We start from the raw sequence: 16422 nt of genomic DNA, 5'->3' as shown, positions 1-16422 counted from the left end.
CTATTGGAAAGATATTTAAAAAGTGGCTTTATTACAAAGTCGAAATAAGCAAGTTGAGTAGAGAATGAGTTGAGTTGAGGCATAGGATGAGCTGAGCTGAGTGAGCGAGGAATCTTCGGACGTAAGGAGCCGACGGATTGCCTGGCCAATTTTCACCCCTTTTCTATCCACTCGTTTTCATCCCTCAACGTCTCATTCTCCATGATTTTAATGGAGAGGTGAGCCTTTATGACCACTTTTGAAACATTTCAAAGCGATGCTGAAGAGCATCAGACCATCCCAATTACACAATCGTTTTATACGGATACGTTAACACCGATTCACATGTTTCATGCACTGAATCATGAAGCTGTGTACATGTTGGAAAGCCAGGATCCTGAATCGCCATGGTCGAATTATTCCTTCCTTGGTCTTGATCCTATGGTTCAAATCAAAGAGGATAAGCAGCAGTTCCAAATCAAGGACTTTGACCAGAATGAGATCACGTATTCTGAAGACTTCAAGTCTGCTTATGAGAAAGTACTTGCAAAGCTTGATGTGAAACAGCCTCCCATCGACCTTCCGTTTAAAGGAGGAGGGGTCGGATATATCAGCTATGATGCCATTTCAGATTATGAGCCTGTAGAGAGAGCCATGACGGATGAGTTGAATCTGGCTAATTATCATCTGCTTTTCTGCAAGACGTTAATTGCTTACCATCATAAGACAAAAGAAACGACGATTCTATCCTTTGCTAGAAAAGAATCGGATCGCCCACTAGAAGAAATTTATTCTGAAACGAAAAAGCGGATCAAATCCATTACAAACCAGCTGCAGAAGGCCCACACACTTCCTGATTTAATGCTGATTGAAAATGAAACGGATAATGAATCCTTCCAGTTAGACAGCAATTATGAACCAGAAAAATTCAAAACTGATGTGGGAAAAATCAAAGAGTATATCCATGCCGGAGATATTTTTCAAGCGGTATTATCTCAACGTTTTCATACAGTAACGGACCGAAGCGGCTTTGAACTTTACCGGGTGTTACGGAGAGTGAACCCTTCTCCATATATGTTTTATTTGAAAATGGATGAAGTGGAAGTCATCGGAAGTTCTCCTGAACGACTCCTTGAGGTGCGTGACCGTAACCTTGAAATCCATCCCATAGCTGGAACGAGGAAAAGAGGACGAACCAAAGAAGAAGATGACGCTCTTGCTGAAGAACTCTTGCAGGATGAGAAAGAGTTAGCGGAACACCGCATGCTCGTGGATCTAGCACGGAATGATATTGGCCGCGTAGCTGAATATGGAACCGTACAGGTAAGTGAATATATGACCATCGGACGTTTTTCGAAAGTCATGCACATCATCAGTAAAGTGACCGGTCGATTGAAGGAGAGTGTTTCTCCTATTGACGCCTTGATTTCCTCCTTCCCGGCTGGAACATTATCAGGAGCACCAAAAGTCCGAGCCATGCAGATTTTGAGAGAGCTTGAACCTACTCCTCGGAACCTCTACGGTGGAGGGATTTTATATTTAGGCTTTGATGGAAACATTGACTCCTGCATTACCATCCGAACGATGACAAGAACAGGAAAAGATTTATATATCCAGGCAGGGGCAGGGATCGTTGCTGATTCTGACCCTGAAGCAGAGTATCAAGAAACATTGAGCAAGGCGAGTGCATTGAAGAAGACGATTCAATTAGCTGAGAAGATATTTGAGAAGAGTGGAGAAGGAGTGGAGACGAGATGAAAGATACATTAAGTAAAGTTGTCGCAGGAGAGGAAATGACGGAACAGGAAGCTTTTGAAACGATGGATAGGATTATGAAAGGTGAAGCGACAACGGGCCAGTTGATGAGCATGCTCAGTGTGATGCGTTACCGAGGAGAAACCGTTGAAGAAATGACCGGTTTCGTTCGAGCGATGCGTGAAAACATGACGAAAATGGATACGAATGATCCGTCCATTGTAGATACATGCGGCACCGGGGGCGATGGTGCTTCTACCTTTAATATTTCAACAGCTGTTTCCATCGTTCTTGCGAGCATGGGCGTGAAAGTCGCGAAGCACGGGAATCGCAAAGTTTCTTCAAAAAGTGGAAGTGCCGATGTTTTGGAGAAGTTAGGTGTTCCGATTGACACAACTCCAGAACAAGGAGCGCAGGCACTATCACAAAAAGGAATGACATTCATGTTTGCGCCTCTTTACCATAAAGCTATGAAACATGCAGGACCTGCACGGCAGGAGCTTGGCTTTCGTACCATTTTCAATTTACTCGGACCTATGTCCAACCCCGCGAATGCAAAAAGGCAGCTAATCGGCATTTATGATACGAATTATGCAGAGAAAATGGCAGAGACACTGAAGAAACTAGGCTCCACCCACGTGCTCTTAGCAACAGGAAGAGATGGGCTGGATGAGATCACGGTCACAGGGAAAAGCGATCTCGTTGAATTGAAAAATGGGGAAATCACTCGTTTTACTGTTTCACCTGAAGATTTCGGGCTTCCTTTAGGGAATCTGTCAGACATTCGTATTTCTAAAACAGAAGAAAGTGCCAGGATCATTAAGGATGTCTTGTATGGTCGTTCAAATGAAAGTGCTGCTTCCATTGTCACATTGAATGCGGCGGCTGGGCTTTACGTGGCAGGAAAAGCAGCAGACCTTCAAGAAGGCGTGCACCTTGTTCAAAAGGCGATCAGTGAAGGCGTCACAAGCAAGTACTATGAATCGATTGTTAATGAAAAGGAGAATCGTCAGTATGCTTGAAACCATCTTAGCTGTAAAACAACAAGAAATCGAAAAATTATATTTACCAGAAGAGCAGTCATTCCCTCATCATTCTCTCTATGAATCTCTGAAGAACGCACCATTTGCAGCAGGTGTGATTGCAGAGGTGAAAAAAGCATCTCCATCCAAGGGAATCATACGTGAGGACTTCAATCCTGTCCGCATCGCCCATGACTATAATGCAGCAGGTGTGCAAGCCATTTCGGTTCTTACCGATCAACATTTTTTCCAAGGGCACCGTGATTATTTGACGAACATCAAAAAAGTGGTGGATGTTCCTGTATTACGTAAAGACTTTATAATCGACTCATTACAAGTAGCTGAGAGTGCGTACATCGGAGCTGATGCTATTCTGTTAATCGGCGAAGCATTGGAAGCGGAGAAGTTGCATGAACTTTATCTTCAAGCCTACGAACTTGGATTGGAAGTACTTGTTGAAGTACACAGTGAAGAAACATTAACAAAAGTACTGAATGAGTTTACACCGAAAATCCTTGGCATCAATAATCGAAATCTCCATACGTTTGAAACGAAACTTTCACAAACCGAGCGCATGGCGAAACTTGCACCCAAGGAGTGTTTGTTGGTTTCAGAAAGTGGCATCTCTTCCCATGATGATCTACAGAAAGTAGCTGGTTACGGGGCTGAGGGTGTACTAGTCGGAGAGTCTCTTATGCGCCAGAAAGACATCAAAGAAGCGGTCCGTCAGTTGTTGGAAGGAGTGAATGTTCGATGAAAGAACCGATTGTAAAATTATGTGGGAACAGATCTTTATCAGATGTAGCCAAAACATCTTCCTCCCAAGCATCCCATCTTGGTTTCGTATTTGTCAGGAGAACAAAACGATATGTCCGACCGGAATATGTCGGACGCTGGGTGAAAAAAATCCGACCTAGACAAAAAATCGTCGGGGTTTTCATCGAGCCCACGATTGAGGAAATCGAAGAGATTCTTCATTTTGTCCCATTAGATGTTATTCAACTGCATGGAAATGAGACGGTATCTCAGTTGTTGAGAATCAAAGAAGCGTTCGGTCTGCCGGTCTGGAAAGTGGTTCACCATCAATCGGATGGCATTAAACAAATGGAAGTGTTCCGTGGGGTTGCTGATGGATACATTGTAGACAGCAAAGTGGATGGTGTTTCAGGTGGAACCGGGGTACGCTTCGACTGGGAGTCTGTGCCGACCTATCAGAAAGAATCATTTGACCAGGGTGTTCCGTGCTTGATTGCAGGTGGGATTAAACCAGAAAACGTTACAAAGTTGTTGCATTATCGACCGGACGGCATCGACCTATCCAGTGGCATTGAAATTGAGGACGGTAAAGACATTGGAAAAATTCAAGCAATCATGAAAGAGGTGGAGCAAAATGTTGCAAGTATTTCCTGATTTAAAAGGACGCTACGGTGATTTTGGCGGTAAATATGTACCGGAAACCCTGATGGGGCCGTTGCAGGAGCTGGAAGAAGCGCTTGATCAAGCGATGGCGGATCCGGCCTTTTTAGAGGAGTACCATCATGTATTAAAAGAGTACGCAGGCCGTCCCACTTCTTTGTCTTATGCAGACAAATTGACCGGCCACCTTGGAGGAGCAAAAATTTATTTGAAACGTGAAGACTTGAATCATACAGGGGCACACAAGCTTAACAATGCGATTGGTCAGGCTTTGCTGGCTAAAAGGATGGGGAAAGAGAAAATTATTGCGGAGACAGGAGCGGGACAGCATGGCGTCGCATCAGCTACGGTTGCCGCTAAATTTGGACTTCAGTGTATCGTGTTTATGGGAGAAGAAGATATCCGCAGACAGGAGTTGAACGTTTTCCGGATGAAGCTGCTCGGCGCGGAGGTCGTTTCGGTTTCTAGTGGAAACGGAACTCTCAAGGATGCGACAAATGAAGCGATTCGCTATTGGGTCGCCAACTGTGAAGACCACTTCTATTTAATAGGTTCTGTCGTAGGCCCTCATCCATACCCACGTATGGTTCGGGATTTCCAGCGAATTATTGGGGACGAATCTAAACGCCAGTTTTTAGAGGTGGAGAAGGAACTTCCGGATCGTATTTTTGCCTGTGTAGGTGGTGGAAGCAACGCTATGGGAATCTTTTACCCATTCCTTGGAGACACGAGTGAATTGATAGGGGTAGAGGCTGCCGGGAAAGGGATGGATACACCTGAACATGCAGCGACGCTTTCAAAAGGAACCCCTGGTGTGATTCACGGATCGATGACCTATCTCATGCAAGATGAGAATGGACAAATTACCGAACCTTATTCCATTTCTGCAGGTCTCGATTACCCTGGGATCGGTCCAGAGCATGCTCATTTATTCCAGACGAAACAAGTACGCTATGAAGCCATCACAGATAAAGAAGCGCTTGATGCATTGAAGCTTCTGACACAGATGGAGGGGATCATTCCGGCGATTGAGAGTGCCCACGCCCTTGCTCAAGCATTTAAAGAAGCACCTCAAATGAGCCAAAATGAAACGATTTTAATCAATCTTTCCGGTCGTGGAGATAAAGACATGGCAACATTAATGGAACATTTCCAGGAGGAGGTTTGACATGCTGACGAAGACATCATTTCAAGGGAAACTAACGAAAACGGAAGACCTGTTTATCCCATTCATTGTAGCCGGGGATCCAAGTCCGGAGCTGACGATTCAATTCGCTTTACGTTTGCAGGAAGAAGGTGCAGACGTTTTAGAATTGGGCGTCCCTTATTCGGATCCACTTGCGGACGGACCGACCATACAAAGAGCAGCGCAACGTGCATTGAAGTCAGGGATGTCTTTACGTAAAGCCATTGAGCTTGTTCCGAAGTTAAGAGAGCATGGACTTGAAATTCCAGTTGTGATTTTCACTTATTATAACCCTGTCCTTCAAATTGGTCATGAGGAATTCTTTCAACTCTTAGGAGAAAATGGAGTAGAGGGGCTTCTTATACCTGACTTGCCATTTGAAGAAAGTGAGGAAATTCGCAACCGGTCAGAAGAAAAAGGTATCGAATTCATTTCCCTTGTGGCGCCTAACTCAGATCAAAGGATCAAGCAGATTGCGGAACATGCGAAAGGTTTTCTATATTGTGTTTCTTCACTGGGAGTAACAGGAGAGCGAAAAGAAATGTCTGCCGAAGCTTTGGCATTCATTGAAAAAGTGAGACAGTACAGTCAAGTTCCAGTCGCTGTCGGATTCGGTATCTCAACGAATGATCATGTCCAACTTGTAAGAAATCACGCAGACGGCGTCATCATTGGAAGTAAAATCATTCGTTTGATAGAAGCAGAGATAGAAAATATTGAAAAAGGTAGAATGGACGAAGCTCTCAAACATTTCACCAAAGAAATCAGAGCACTCGTTCAGTAAGTTTGAAAGAGCTGAGAGGAGTGGAGCAGAGTGATCTATATGATCGACCACTATGACTCTTTCACCTACAATCTCGTCCAGTATCTTGGAGAGCTTGGAGAAGAAGTCATAGTGAAGAGAAATGATGAAGTAGGAATAGATGAAATTACAGAGCTGAGCCCGGATTTGATTTTTCTCTCGCCCGGCCCGTGTTCTCCAGATGAAACACCGATGACCCTGGAAGTCATCGACCGTTTTAAAGGAGACATTCCCATTTTCGGTGTTTGTCTTGGTCATCAGGCCATTGCTCAAGTGTTCGGTGGAAGTGTCGTGCGCTCGGAGAAACTGATGCACGGAAAATCATCACGCATTTTCCATGATGGAAAAGGGATTTACGAAGGGGTAAGCAACCCGATGGAGGCGATGCGCTATCATTCGCTGATCGTAGAGCTCTCAGATTTACCGGAGTGTTTTGAAGTAACGGCTTCAACAGTCGAAGGGGAATTGATGGGCATCCGTCACCTCGAATTCCCTATTGAAGGGGTACAATTCCATCCGGAGTCTATTGGTACAGGGGAAGGGAAACAATTATTAAAAAATGTCATCCAAAACCGTGTGAAGGCTTTCACCCCTTAATATGACATTAATATAGCAGAATGAAAAAGCTGGTACCTACAAAGGGTGCCAGCTTTTTTAACATAATAAACTATAACTCCCTATTCGCTTTTAAACTTTGGGGTTTCTTATATCTTCATGCATTTGAAGATGGGGAATGAATGCTTCCGTGGAGCGCTGGAGACCTATATGATCGGCGTGCTGAGAAACTCATCTAAATCGTTGATAAAAGTATTCATAATATCAAAACTCTCTGATTTAAATATTTAGTAGGTTTTAAAAGTAGAAGGGGGGGCGGGTATCCTTTTTTCTATTCGATATCATAGTATTCCAGTTTTTAATTAGGTATTTAGAACTAATTTTACTACAAAATTCTGTCGGATAATTGCTTATTTAACAGAAATTTCGTAAGAATAAAGCAATTCTTGGAAAGGTTGTGGTTATCGCTTTCATAAAGGTATGTGAAAAAATGGAATCCTCTAAAAATGCATGGAATAGCCCTTTTTCACTTATTGAATTGCCATTTTCACAAAATTAAAATCTATGTTAGTTTTATTATCGTTGTGTTCAAAGAGCGATTTCACATCATCGGCCGATGTTTTTATTAGAACAGCTCAACAAGAACCAGCCAACAAAAAACATCAGGAGATGATTTAGTAGTTATGGAACTGCAACAAGATCCAACTTTGTTATGGTTTATAGCAATCTATGGAATATTAATGGTCGGCATTGGTATATTCATGTCGAAAAAAGTAGCCGGCAGTGAAGATTTCGTATTAGCCGGTAAGAGTCTAGGACCTTTTGTATTGATGGGAACGCTTCTGGCTACATGGACAGGAAGCGGAAGTATTTCAGGTGGAGAAACGTCAATGGCTTTCTCATACGGGATTCTTCCTTCTTTGATGATGATGCTCCCAACGTTAGTCGGTATTATCATTCTTTATGTCGTCGCACCTAAAATCCGCGAGCACGGGAAATTCACCGTTGCCGGTATTTTAGAGTCGAAATATGGGCGTACATCCCGTAACATTGCGAGTGTTATTATCATTCTTGCTTATGTCGGTATCGTCTCTTATCAGATGAAAGGCTTTGGATTTATTCTTAATTTGACAACAGGTATGACTGTTCAAGCAGGTACGATGATTGGTGCTGCCATGATCATCTTCCTAGCAATGATCGGTGGACTTCGTTCGGTTTCTCAAACGGACGCCATCAGCGGATTTTTGATGGTGGGAGGTTTGATCATTACTGTCCCTACAATCATTATGGTTGCAGGCGGATGGAGCGAAATCGTCGCTAATGTTCCCGAGTCCCACATGAGTGCTACCGGTGGTTTGACGACGATTCAAATGATCGGTTATCTGATGCCTTCTTTGTTCTTATTACTTGGTGACCAAAACATGTATCAGCGTCTTGCATCTTCCAAAGGAGATAAATCTGCGAAGCGTGCGCAAATGGGCTGGCTGATTGCGATGATCGTCATTTCACCATCTATTTCATTAATCGCCTTTGCCTCCCGCTCCTTATTCCCGGATATCGACCCAGGAATGGCATTGATGGCTACTACAGTAGCAATGCCGGTCGCTATCGGTGGTATTTTGCTTGCAGCAGCAGCTTCCTTCATCATTACGACAGGGAACTCTTACTTGCTGTCTGCAGCTACGAACTTGACTTATGACCTTTATGGTAAATATGTGAATAAAGATGCTTCTGACAAAAAGCTTCTTGCTATGACAAGAATATTCATTGTGGCCTTGGGTGTCTTTGCCTTTGTAATTATCAGTTATTTCCCAACAGTATTAAGTGTGCAAATGTATGCATATACAGTTTATGGCGCTGGCTTGACTCCTGCTGTACTGGCCGTATTCTTCTGGAAGCGCGTCAATGCGGTCGGTGGTGTATCGTCCATGATCGCTGGTGTGGTGGCAACATTGACATGGGAAATCGTTCTAGGGCAGCCGTTCGAAGTGAACAGTGTAGTCGTTGCTGTGCCTGTGGCGGTTATTGTCTTGATTGTTGCAACGTTAATGACGACATCTGGATCTCAAGCTGTAAAGGCTACAAAAGCTTCATAATTTAAGAAATCCTCCCGGTACACGGGAGGATTTTTTGTTTACTCTTTTACTTTAAACTGGCGAATTTGTTCATTTAATTGTTTGGAAAGAGAAGATAATTCATCTGCACTATGAGAAACCTCTTCCACAGAGCTGTTGGATTGTTGGGCAGCGGCTGTCACTTGTTCCACACCTGCTGCAGATTCTTGTGAAACAGAGGCCACCTCTTCAATAGAAGCGTTCATTTCATAGCTATCCTCAGAAATTTTCTTAAGTTTGTCGGATATTTCACGACTTTTGGCTACCATATCTGTTACAGATTCTTCAATCTTATCAAAGGTTTCTCCAGTTACCTTCATTTGTTTTGTGCCTTGATCAACTTCTTCATATCCATGCTTTAGTGTTGTGACGACATTCGTTGACTCATTTTGAATGCCTGTGACAATTCCTGTGATATCTTCTACTGAATTGGTTACCTGCTCGGCTAATTTTCGTACTTCGTCCGCGACCACGGCAAAGCCTTTTCCATGTTCTCCAGCACGAGCAGCTTCAATAGCAGCGTTTAAAGATAGTAGATTGGTTTGCTCTGCAATATCTTGGATCACTTGTACGAGTTTAGAGATTTCTTGGGATTGTTGATCTAGACCACGTACTTTTTCAACGGCATCTTTGACAATCTGGTCGATGTTCTGCATCTGATTTACCGAATGCCGCATCATCTCACTGCCATCATTCGTCATGGATAAAACTTGTTGAGAAGAGTCTGCAACGTTCTCTCCATTATGGCGGGCTTCCTTGATTTCGTTTACGAACGAATCCATCATTTCAGACAAACGAGAGGAACTATGCGCTTGTGATTCTGAACCAGCCGAAAGTTCTTCCATTGTGGAAGCAATTTGTTCACTTCCTTCGCGAACTTCATCAGCGGATTGTTTCAATCCCCTACTTTGTTCAGAAACAGCTTCTGTTGCTTCTTGCAATTGTTCGATGATTCTTTTGATGCTTTCTTTCATTTCGTGTGTGGAAGCTGACAATTGTCCAATTTCATCGTCTCTGTGTTGGATGAGGTCAACCGTTAAGTCGCCTTCTTCGACACGCTTCATATTTTTTTGTAAATCAGTAATTGGCCGGCGAATCCGACGAGCTATCAGCACTGAAACGATCACGGATAGGATCAAAATGGCTAAAACGGTGATGGCAATCGGTAGAAGAACTGCGGCTCCTTTTTCTTCGAGTTCTGCTTTATCTACTGTTCCGACGATAATCCAACCAGTCGTTTCGTTGATCGAGTAACCTAATGTCTTATCTCTTCCATCATATTCGTATGTAATGACACCTGAAGGTTGCTCTTGTTCCATAATGTTCAGATAGTAGCTTTCCTCAGAAACATCTGTACCTACAAGATCTGGATCTGGATGGGAAAGAAATGTACCACTTTCATCAAAAATCGCTGCGTAACCGGTATCGGCGATCTTCACACCTTCCACAAGATTAAGAAGCGAGTTCATATTAAGGTCGATGGAGAATACGCCCATCACTTCATTGCCATCCATAACCGCGCGGGCTACACTCATAATCGTTTCGTTGGTATTTGTATCCATATAGGGATCTGTCCATATAAGACCGCCTTCGTTTGCGACCGCATCTTTATACCAAGGGCGTTCTCTAGGGTCGAACTCAGATGGTAAAGTCAATGTGGAATCAGTAATTGTCTCCCCAGATTCTTCGACGCCCATATAGGCATTTTTAATGATTTCGTTGGAAGAGCGGATGTCATCCATACGCCGGATGACGCGGTCTTCTTCAGAAGCATAATTGATGAATGCTTGTTCCTGAGAATAATGATTGACGATGTCTTCTTGAGATTGGAAAAACAATTCGAATGAATCATTTAATGAGTTCATTTGTTTCTCCACATTATCGGTCAGTTCATCGGTCGTAATGGAAACGCCGAATGTATAGCTCGCATAACCAATGATGATGCCAGCGGCGGTAATCAAAGTGAGGAATGGGATCAAAATCTGCCTCTGCAAGGTTCGATTCCAAAAGGATCCTTGTTTACTCTTTTTTCTTTTTCTTAACATGGTGTACCTCCGATTCTTATGTAAAATCGTTGCTGTTCCTTAACAGCAACGTTCCTATACATTTATCGGACGGTAAAAGTGAATTTCAATAGCCAGTGACATATTTTATAAGAGAAGCGTTCTTTTGTTTATGAAAAGTGAGGATAGAAAAAGCCACCATTTCATGTAGTGGAAATGGTGGCTCAAAGTAGTGGAGCATAGCGGGCTCGAACCGCTGACCTCTTCGCTGCCAGCGAAGCGCTCTCCCAGCTGAGCTAATGCCCCATATGTTTTTACTGTCATAATAAGGAATATGACCATATTATAGTGAGGTTGACCTACTCACATGAAATTATCACACAATTCATTGTAATGTGGTCAGAAAACAATGTCAATAGGAGATTAAAAAAAGATTATTTTTTAGAAATGGATTTAAAAAAATTGGTGAATTAGAAGGTTTTTTAAAGGTTAATGGAAAATCCTTAATATATACCAATAATTGGATGGAGTGTGTGTATGAGGATAAAAGAGTTTACAGTGAAAAATTTCAAGAACATAGGAATTACTCAGCCTTGTAAAATTATATTTCCAGAAAACTCGAATTTTATTACTATCATTGGAGAAAACAATATCGGGAAATCTTCCATTCTTCAAGCATTAAAATTGTTTCTTCCTGAAACAGATATACCAAACATTCCATCATTAGAACTGTTTCCTAATAAGGAAGAACCTTGTAATGAAGAAGAATGTATGGAGATCTCGCTAACGTTAGGTGATTTTAATATACCAGACCGAGATAACTCCTATATCAAACCTTATATTTTTGACGAAGAAATAAAATTAAAAAGGATATGGTCTTCTCCACTTGAAAAAGATAACGAGGTACCATTTAAGGTTTTTATTCCTAATCGGTTTGTAAATGAATTAGATATGGAAGCGACTTGGAATAGTAGAGCATTTGACGGTGTTTCACAAGAATTAATAACACAACGGGATAATTTTTGTGAAGAATACAATATATCTGGTACTATACCAAAAGCTAAAAAGAATGAATTTGTCAATTATCTCTTAATGAATGCACCTTCTCTTATCCAAGAAGGAGAACCAGAATGGATGGATAATCCAAACGGTTTTGCTTCAAAACTAAGATCGGTATTACCAAAGGTTGTTTATGTACCAGCGGTAAAATTAATTGATGATGAAGCAGACGCTAATAAGAGTAAGTCTGCTGCTAACCAAATCACATCTGCGTTATTTGAACACCATCTTAGTCAAACGCAAGAAATACAAAACTTTAAATCTGCTCTAGAATCTTTAAAAAACGTATTCAAAGATGATACTCGTCATGAAGAAGTAGCAAATCTTGAAGATAGTTTAAGTTCTAAATTACGACGTATAATGGACGTAGAAGTAAATGTAGACTTTGATGTACCAGAGGTAATGGAAAAATTACATTTAAACTCTAATATCCTGTTAAAGTATAATGATCTAATCACTGATCCTAAACAGCAGGGACATGGAGTTCAAAGACTACTAATACTATCACTTTTAGAATTAATGGCGGAACAATTAACCGAGCACCCATTAGTTGAGCGAGAAGAAACAAGTGAATGGAAAAGGAGTTTTTTATTCTTAATAGAAGAACCTGAGATATATTTGCATCCTCATTACCAAAGGAAAATGCGTGATTCATTAGTGCAAATTGCAAGACATCCTCTTGCGCAGGTCGCATGCACTTCTCATTCGGAGAATTTCATTGATCTAGCTGATAGACATCAGGGTACTGTTCTATTGAAATGTGATAACAGCACTGATCCAGAAGTATTGCAAGTTAATGAGAACATTTACTCTGGAGAAAACGCAGAAGAAAGAAGAAATAGAATGAGAATGCTATTAAATTTTAATACCACAACTTTAGAAGCGTTTTTTGCGAAACGAGTGGTTTTAGTAGAGGGGGATTGTGAAGCAGCAAGTATTCACGCAATTACAGAGGTTTTGAAAGGAATTAAACCTGCAATTGCAGCTCAATTAGATAGTGCTGTTAAAGAGGTTACTGTTATTCCATGTAATGGAAAACTAACACAAAAAGCTTACTATGAAGTGTTAACTTATTTTGGTGTACAACCATACTTAATACATGATTTAGATGGTGAAGATGCAGAGGAAGGTACTAATTTAAATATATTAAGGACTATTCAGCATGAAAATATAAGACTTACTCATGATCCGAATTTTGAAGAACACATTTTCTTAGAGAAATGGGAATCAGATAAACCATGGAGAGCTACAAAGAAAATCAACAATAATTTCAATGAATTTAAAGATGGTTTATTAAGGTTTTATTCTTTTATACTTGGAGAGGAAAAAATGACAGAGCTTGAAATTTATGAATCAGTGAATTGAAAACGAAAAACCTCACTCCAATTTATGGAGTGAGGTTTTTCACCTAATCGACAAAACAAAAAAGTAATCCACCCTGCCTACCAAAGCTAGGTGTAGGAATATTGTACCATTCTATGGTTTAAATAGACAAGTCCTTTAAAATTAGATTATAAAAGGTCGCTTTAAAATAGAAATTAATCTAATTTAATAATAGCGTTTTCCAGTACACCTATTAACCAATACATCTCTCCTTTATTAAAAATAACTTGAGAGAGCGGAAGGTTCTTATCTACGGTAGGCAAAACAGAGTCTGCTTCTACCTGAGAACGTAACCTTTCTTTTTCCTTTTTTGCCATTTCTAAATCAAGCTCAATAACACGCCAATCTATATCCAATCCTGTAATCTTTATTTTGTTATCTTCAACTGTGGCAATCCAATGTTCTGCCAATGAGTTCTCGTAATACCAAATGTTCCTGCTTTTTTCCCCGTATGCCCAGCTTGGTGGGTTTCCTTCTAAATTAATGATTAATTGCTTGCGGTTATTATCTTTATGCATAAAAGTATCTTCTCCTGTTATTTTTTGTTTATATAAAATTCCAGCTAAAAAGGGTGGATCTTTACTTGGAACGATGATGGTTAAAGGAGACTTAATCATATAACCTATCATCAATTCTGTTCTGTAAATGCAGCTTAAAATATTCTTTTTCGTACTCACTTAAAAAGTCAGCATTCATTATTATTTTTTTGTGTCATCAAACACTTTCCTTAAATCCTCTTCAGAAGGTTGCCAACCATAATACTCCTTATAATCATCTGGTATATAAAGTAACATCCACGCTTGGTTAACAATACCATTGACTAGATTTTTCTTTGATTCAAGTGTAATATTGGCTTTCATACCTTCTCGCCATACATCTTTAACCCGTTTAACATTTTGGTTGAAGACCTCTGCAATTTCATCAATGTTTTGGGTGTTATAAATTTCTTCCCTTTGTTCTCTAGAAAGTTCCCTAAATAGCGGGAGGCTTTCACCTAATCTGTGTTTTTCCTTCAAATTATCAAATAATAAACCTCTGCTCATTCTATTACCTCCAAAATATTTATTTGGGGTAATCCAACAAAAAAAGAGAGCCACCAGTTTTTGTTAGGGATTCCCCTAAACAAAACTGTTAGCTCTCTGTTGCCGCTCAACAATTTCTTACTTAATAATATAGCATAGAAAACAATAGACTTAAAGAGTATTTTTTAATTTTTCTAATAAAACTTACATTTCATTAATTAGAACTATGCTTTTTAAATACGATAAGCATCCCAATACTGACCAAATATGTTATTGTCGTATTTATTAAACCTCACATAATTTCTGAGCTCTTCTTTCACTTGACTAACATTCTTATTGTAAGATTTGGAAACTTCATTTATAAAACAAGACATATGTTTATCTTTCCAGTCTTCTAAAAAATTTACCGTCATATCACCACCACCCCCAAAATAGTCATGACTTTCATTATTCACCTCCACATATTCTCGCCATTTCTTGAAAAGTAAGTACTCATCTGGATTAAGTTTCATACCTATTCCTTCTTCTTCATGTTCAGTCTTTTGATCTATCATTGGGTCAGCTTTTTCTATATATTCCTTTCTATATTCCTCTATGTTCTCAACAAAATCAACATCTTGGGTATTGAATGGGGGCTTTAATTCATTTATGTATTTGTATTCTAATACTAACCTTTCTAATTTACTTTCCACTTTGAATAACTTTACACTGTATAGGTAGTCCTTATATTTGCATAAATCGTCAGAGTCATGCTTGAAGCGATCAATATATATTCGGTTATAAAAATCATTCGTTCTTCCAACATAAACTGGGAAATCATTTTTATCATAGATAACATAAATACCCCCGACCTTTCCTTTTTTATTCTTTCCATAAGGTTTTCGAGGGTACAAATGCTCCTGCCAAATAAACAACGATCTCCATAAATCATATGTTTTAGCTAAATTCATGTCTATTTCTAACTTTTCCATACTTTTTTCACACTCCTTATATATTATTCCCATTCTTATCATACTACTAATTATGCATATTTTGAATGAAGGCTATTGATTATGACCAAGAATTTCCTTCGCCCTATAAAGGGATACAGGGGTAAAACACGATTATAGTATCGTTATTTTTGGTTTCGTATCGCAAGTTTTTATAGGAGTGTGGAGAAAGCAGACATCTTTACTGATATAAAAACGGTGACTAAACTGAGCCACCGCTGTATAGTTCTAATATATCCTTTTATGATTCACACATCATTTTGTTCTTGGCACCTAAAACTCCTATGATACTTGTCTTATTGATTATATCAAAGCTTTTATTACTAACTTATACCACTAATATTCCTGTGTATATTTCTTTAGTAATTCACCTTTCTTGTAATATTCTACATTGACAGTTCGTGACTTTAGGTCAATCTCATAAAAAATTCCCAACTTATAACGACAAACATGATCTGGCAGTTTGGTTCCATCGAAACTAAAAGCGTTACCAGTAAAGGAATCTCTAGTTAACAACATCAGTCTATATCGATCTTTATTTTTTTCTTTTTGTGGGCGGTTAGACTTTTTCATTTCAATTGCAATTAGATTATCTTGCTCTAAGTTTGAGCCTCTACTATGAAGGATAATATCACAAGTAATTTTCATCACTTGCTCTTCATCGTCTATAATAGTTTTTACTTTCTTACCAAAATTCCTATTATATTCTACATCTACGATATACGAGTCATAGCATGCTTTCTTCTCTTCATGTAGATACAACATTAGCTGTCCACAAATGGATCGTTCAGAAACGCGACTATTTATATACTCACCTTGATCATATAAGAACTTTCTGTTGGTTTCTTCAAAAAGCTTTATTAAATCTTCTATAAAAATCACTCCTTTTCAAGTATAGTCATGAACCTTACTACAATTAAACTTTCCCATAGTAGTGATTTTTTGTAAACTCTTTGAAGTGTGTATTAAATTGAAGATTGAAGGTGTAATGATAAAAAGGTGTGATATTCGGTGTATATATAATATAGTACATAAGTTAATATCCAGTTCATACTAAACATTTAATATAATATATTATATGTACACCGAATATCGTACTTCTTCATATTCATTCATATAATTTAGCTTATATAAAAA

Annotated in this window: 14 protein-coding genes and 1 tRNA gene; 9 read left to right on the top strand and 6 right to left on the bottom strand. The window is 39.7% G+C overall.

Going from position 1 to position 16422, the window contains the following annotated elements; genetic code table 11:
- Positions 1 to 228: 228 nt before the first annotated feature.
- The 8 genes from trpE to BLS23_RS15205 all read left to right on the top strand — a co-directional run bounded on the left by trpE (position 229) and on the right by BLS23_RS15205 (position 8811).
- Complete coding sequence (trpE, locus tag BLS23_RS15240; protein WP_089653900.1) at positions 229 to 1737, top strand: anthranilate synthase component I; 1509 nt, start codon at positions 229 to 231, stop codon at positions 1735 to 1737.
- Positions 1734 to 2756, top strand: a complete 1023-nt coding sequence (gene trpD, locus BLS23_RS15235) for an anthranilate phosphoribosyltransferase (RefSeq protein WP_089653899.1) — start codon at positions 1734 to 1736, stop codon at positions 2754 to 2756. Before trpE ends, trpD begins: the two co-directional genes overlap by 4 nt.
- The gene (trpC, locus tag BLS23_RS15230; RefSeq protein WP_089653898.1) at positions 2749 to 3513 is read left to right on the top strand and encodes an indole-3-glycerol phosphate synthase TrpC; all 765 of its coding nucleotides are present in this window, start codon (positions 2749 to 2751) and stop codon (positions 3511 to 3513) included. The genes trpD and trpC overlap by 8 nt, the downstream gene beginning before the upstream one ends.
- Positions 3510 to 4166: a phosphoribosylanthranilate isomerase gene (locus tag BLS23_RS15225; RefSeq protein ID WP_089653897.1), complete on the top strand. Its 657-nt coding sequence runs from the start codon at positions 3510 to 3512 to the stop codon at positions 4164 to 4166. Before trpC ends, BLS23_RS15225 begins: the two co-directional genes overlap by 4 nt.
- Complete coding sequence (trpB, locus tag BLS23_RS15220) at positions 4150 to 5340, top strand: tryptophan synthase subunit beta (RefSeq protein ID WP_089653926.1); 1191 nt, start codon at positions 4150 to 4152, stop codon at positions 5338 to 5340. Before BLS23_RS15225 ends, trpB begins: the two co-directional genes overlap by 17 nt.
- Before the next feature lies 1 nt (position 5341).
- A complete protein-coding gene (gene trpA, locus BLS23_RS15215; RefSeq protein ID WP_089653896.1) occupies positions 5342 to 6142 on the top strand; it encodes a tryptophan synthase subunit alpha in 801 nt (266 codons plus the stop codon).
- A gap of 30 nt (positions 6143 to 6172) precedes the next feature.
- Complete coding sequence (locus BLS23_RS15210; RefSeq protein WP_089653895.1) at positions 6173 to 6757, top strand: anthranilate synthase component II; 585 nt, start codon at positions 6173 to 6175, stop codon at positions 6755 to 6757.
- A 641-nt stretch (positions 6758 to 7398) separates the two neighbouring features.
- The gene (locus tag BLS23_RS15205) at positions 7399 to 8811 is read left to right on the top strand and encodes a sodium:solute symporter family protein (protein ID WP_089653894.1); all 1413 of its coding nucleotides are present in this window, start codon (positions 7399 to 7401) and stop codon (positions 8809 to 8811) included.
- Positions 8812 to 8849: 38 nt separating this feature from the next.
- Here BLS23_RS15205 and BLS23_RS22060 read toward each other — a convergent pair whose 3' ends face one another.
- Together BLS23_RS22060 and BLS23_RS15195 are read right to left on the bottom strand one after the other, a co-directional pair.
- A complete protein-coding gene (locus BLS23_RS22060) occupies positions 8850 to 10874 on the bottom strand; it encodes a methyl-accepting chemotaxis protein (RefSeq protein ID WP_089653893.1) in 2025 nt (674 codons plus the stop codon).
- 191 nt (positions 10875 to 11065) lie between these two features.
- Positions 11066 to 11138 (bottom strand) — tRNA-Ala (locus tag BLS23_RS15195).
- A 231-nt stretch (positions 11139 to 11369) separates the two neighbouring features.
- Here BLS23_RS15195 and BLS23_RS15190 point away from each other — a divergent pair.
- Positions 11370 to 13256: an ATP-dependent nuclease gene (locus tag BLS23_RS15190; protein ID WP_089653892.1), complete on the top strand. Its 1887-nt coding sequence runs from the start codon at positions 11370 to 11372 to the stop codon at positions 13254 to 13256.
- Positions 13257 to 13429: 173 nt separating this feature from the next.
- Here the strand turns inward: BLS23_RS15190 and BLS23_RS15185 are convergent, their stop codons facing one another.
- The 4 genes from BLS23_RS15185 to BLS23_RS15170 form a co-directional block, all read right to left on the bottom strand.
- Positions 13430 to 13951, bottom strand: a complete 522-nt coding sequence (locus BLS23_RS15185; protein ID WP_143015288.1) for a hypothetical protein — start codon at positions 13949 to 13951, stop codon at positions 13430 to 13432.
- A 21-nt stretch (positions 13952 to 13972) separates the two neighbouring features.
- The gene (locus BLS23_RS15180; RefSeq protein ID WP_089653890.1) at positions 13973 to 14317 is read right to left on the bottom strand and encodes a hypothetical protein; all 345 of its coding nucleotides are present in this window, start codon (positions 14315 to 14317) and stop codon (positions 13973 to 13975) included.
- 212 nt (positions 14318 to 14529) lie between these two features.
- Complete coding sequence (locus BLS23_RS15175; RefSeq protein WP_167356095.1) at positions 14530 to 15267, bottom strand: GIY-YIG nuclease family protein; 738 nt, start codon at positions 15265 to 15267, stop codon at positions 14530 to 14532.
- A gap of 354 nt (positions 15268 to 15621) precedes the next feature.
- Positions 15622 to 16167, bottom strand: a complete 546-nt coding sequence (locus BLS23_RS15170; RefSeq protein WP_244157232.1) for a hypothetical protein — start codon at positions 16165 to 16167, stop codon at positions 15622 to 15624.
- Positions 16168 to 16422: the final 255 nt, after the last annotated feature.

Origin of the sequence: Halobacillus aidingensis (assembly GCF_900104185.1) — a bacterium.
Taxonomy (GTDB): Bacteria; Bacillota; Bacilli; order Bacillales; family Halobacillaceae; genus Halobacillus; species Halobacillus aidingensis.
This window is presented reverse-complemented; position numbering and strand designations above follow the sequence as displayed.

What these genes read in the sequence shown, in the direction of transcription:
- trpE (WP_089653900.1), top strand. Translation starts at nt 229, where the DNA reads ATGACCACTTTTGAAACATTTCAAAGCGATGCTGAAGAGCATCAGACC.
- trpD (WP_089653899.1), top strand. Translation starts at nt 1,734, where the DNA reads ATGAAAGATACATTAAGTAAAGTTGTCGCAGGAGAGGAAATGACGGAA.
- trpC (WP_089653898.1), top strand. Translation starts at nt 2,749, where the DNA reads ATGCTTGAAACCATCTTAGCTGTAAAACAACAAGAAATCGAAAAATTA.
- BLS23_RS15225 (WP_089653897.1), top strand. Translation starts at nt 3,510, where the DNA reads ATGAAAGAACCGATTGTAAAATTATGTGGGAACAGATCTTTATCAGAT.
- trpA (WP_089653896.1), top strand. Translation starts at nt 5,342, where the DNA reads ATGCTGACGAAGACATCATTTCAAGGGAAACTAACGAAAACGGAAGAC.
- BLS23_RS15205 (WP_089653894.1), top strand. Translation starts at nt 7,399, where the DNA reads ATGGAACTGCAACAAGATCCAACTTTGTTATGGTTTATAGCAATCTAT.
- BLS23_RS22060 (WP_089653893.1), bottom strand. Translation starts at nt 10,874, where the DNA reads ATGTTAAGAAAAAGAAAAAAGAGTAAACAAGGATCCTTTTGGAATCGA.
- BLS23_RS15190 (WP_089653892.1), top strand. Translation starts at nt 11,370, where the DNA reads ATGAGGATAAAAGAGTTTACAGTGAAAAATTTCAAGAACATAGGAATT.
- BLS23_RS15180 (WP_089653890.1), bottom strand. Translation starts at nt 14,317, where the DNA reads ATGAGCAGAGGTTTATTATTTGATAATTTGAAGGAAAAACACAGATTA.
- BLS23_RS15175 (WP_167356095.1), bottom strand. Translation starts at nt 15,267, where the DNA reads ATGGAAAAGTTAGAAATAGACATGAATTTAGCTAAAACATATGATTTA.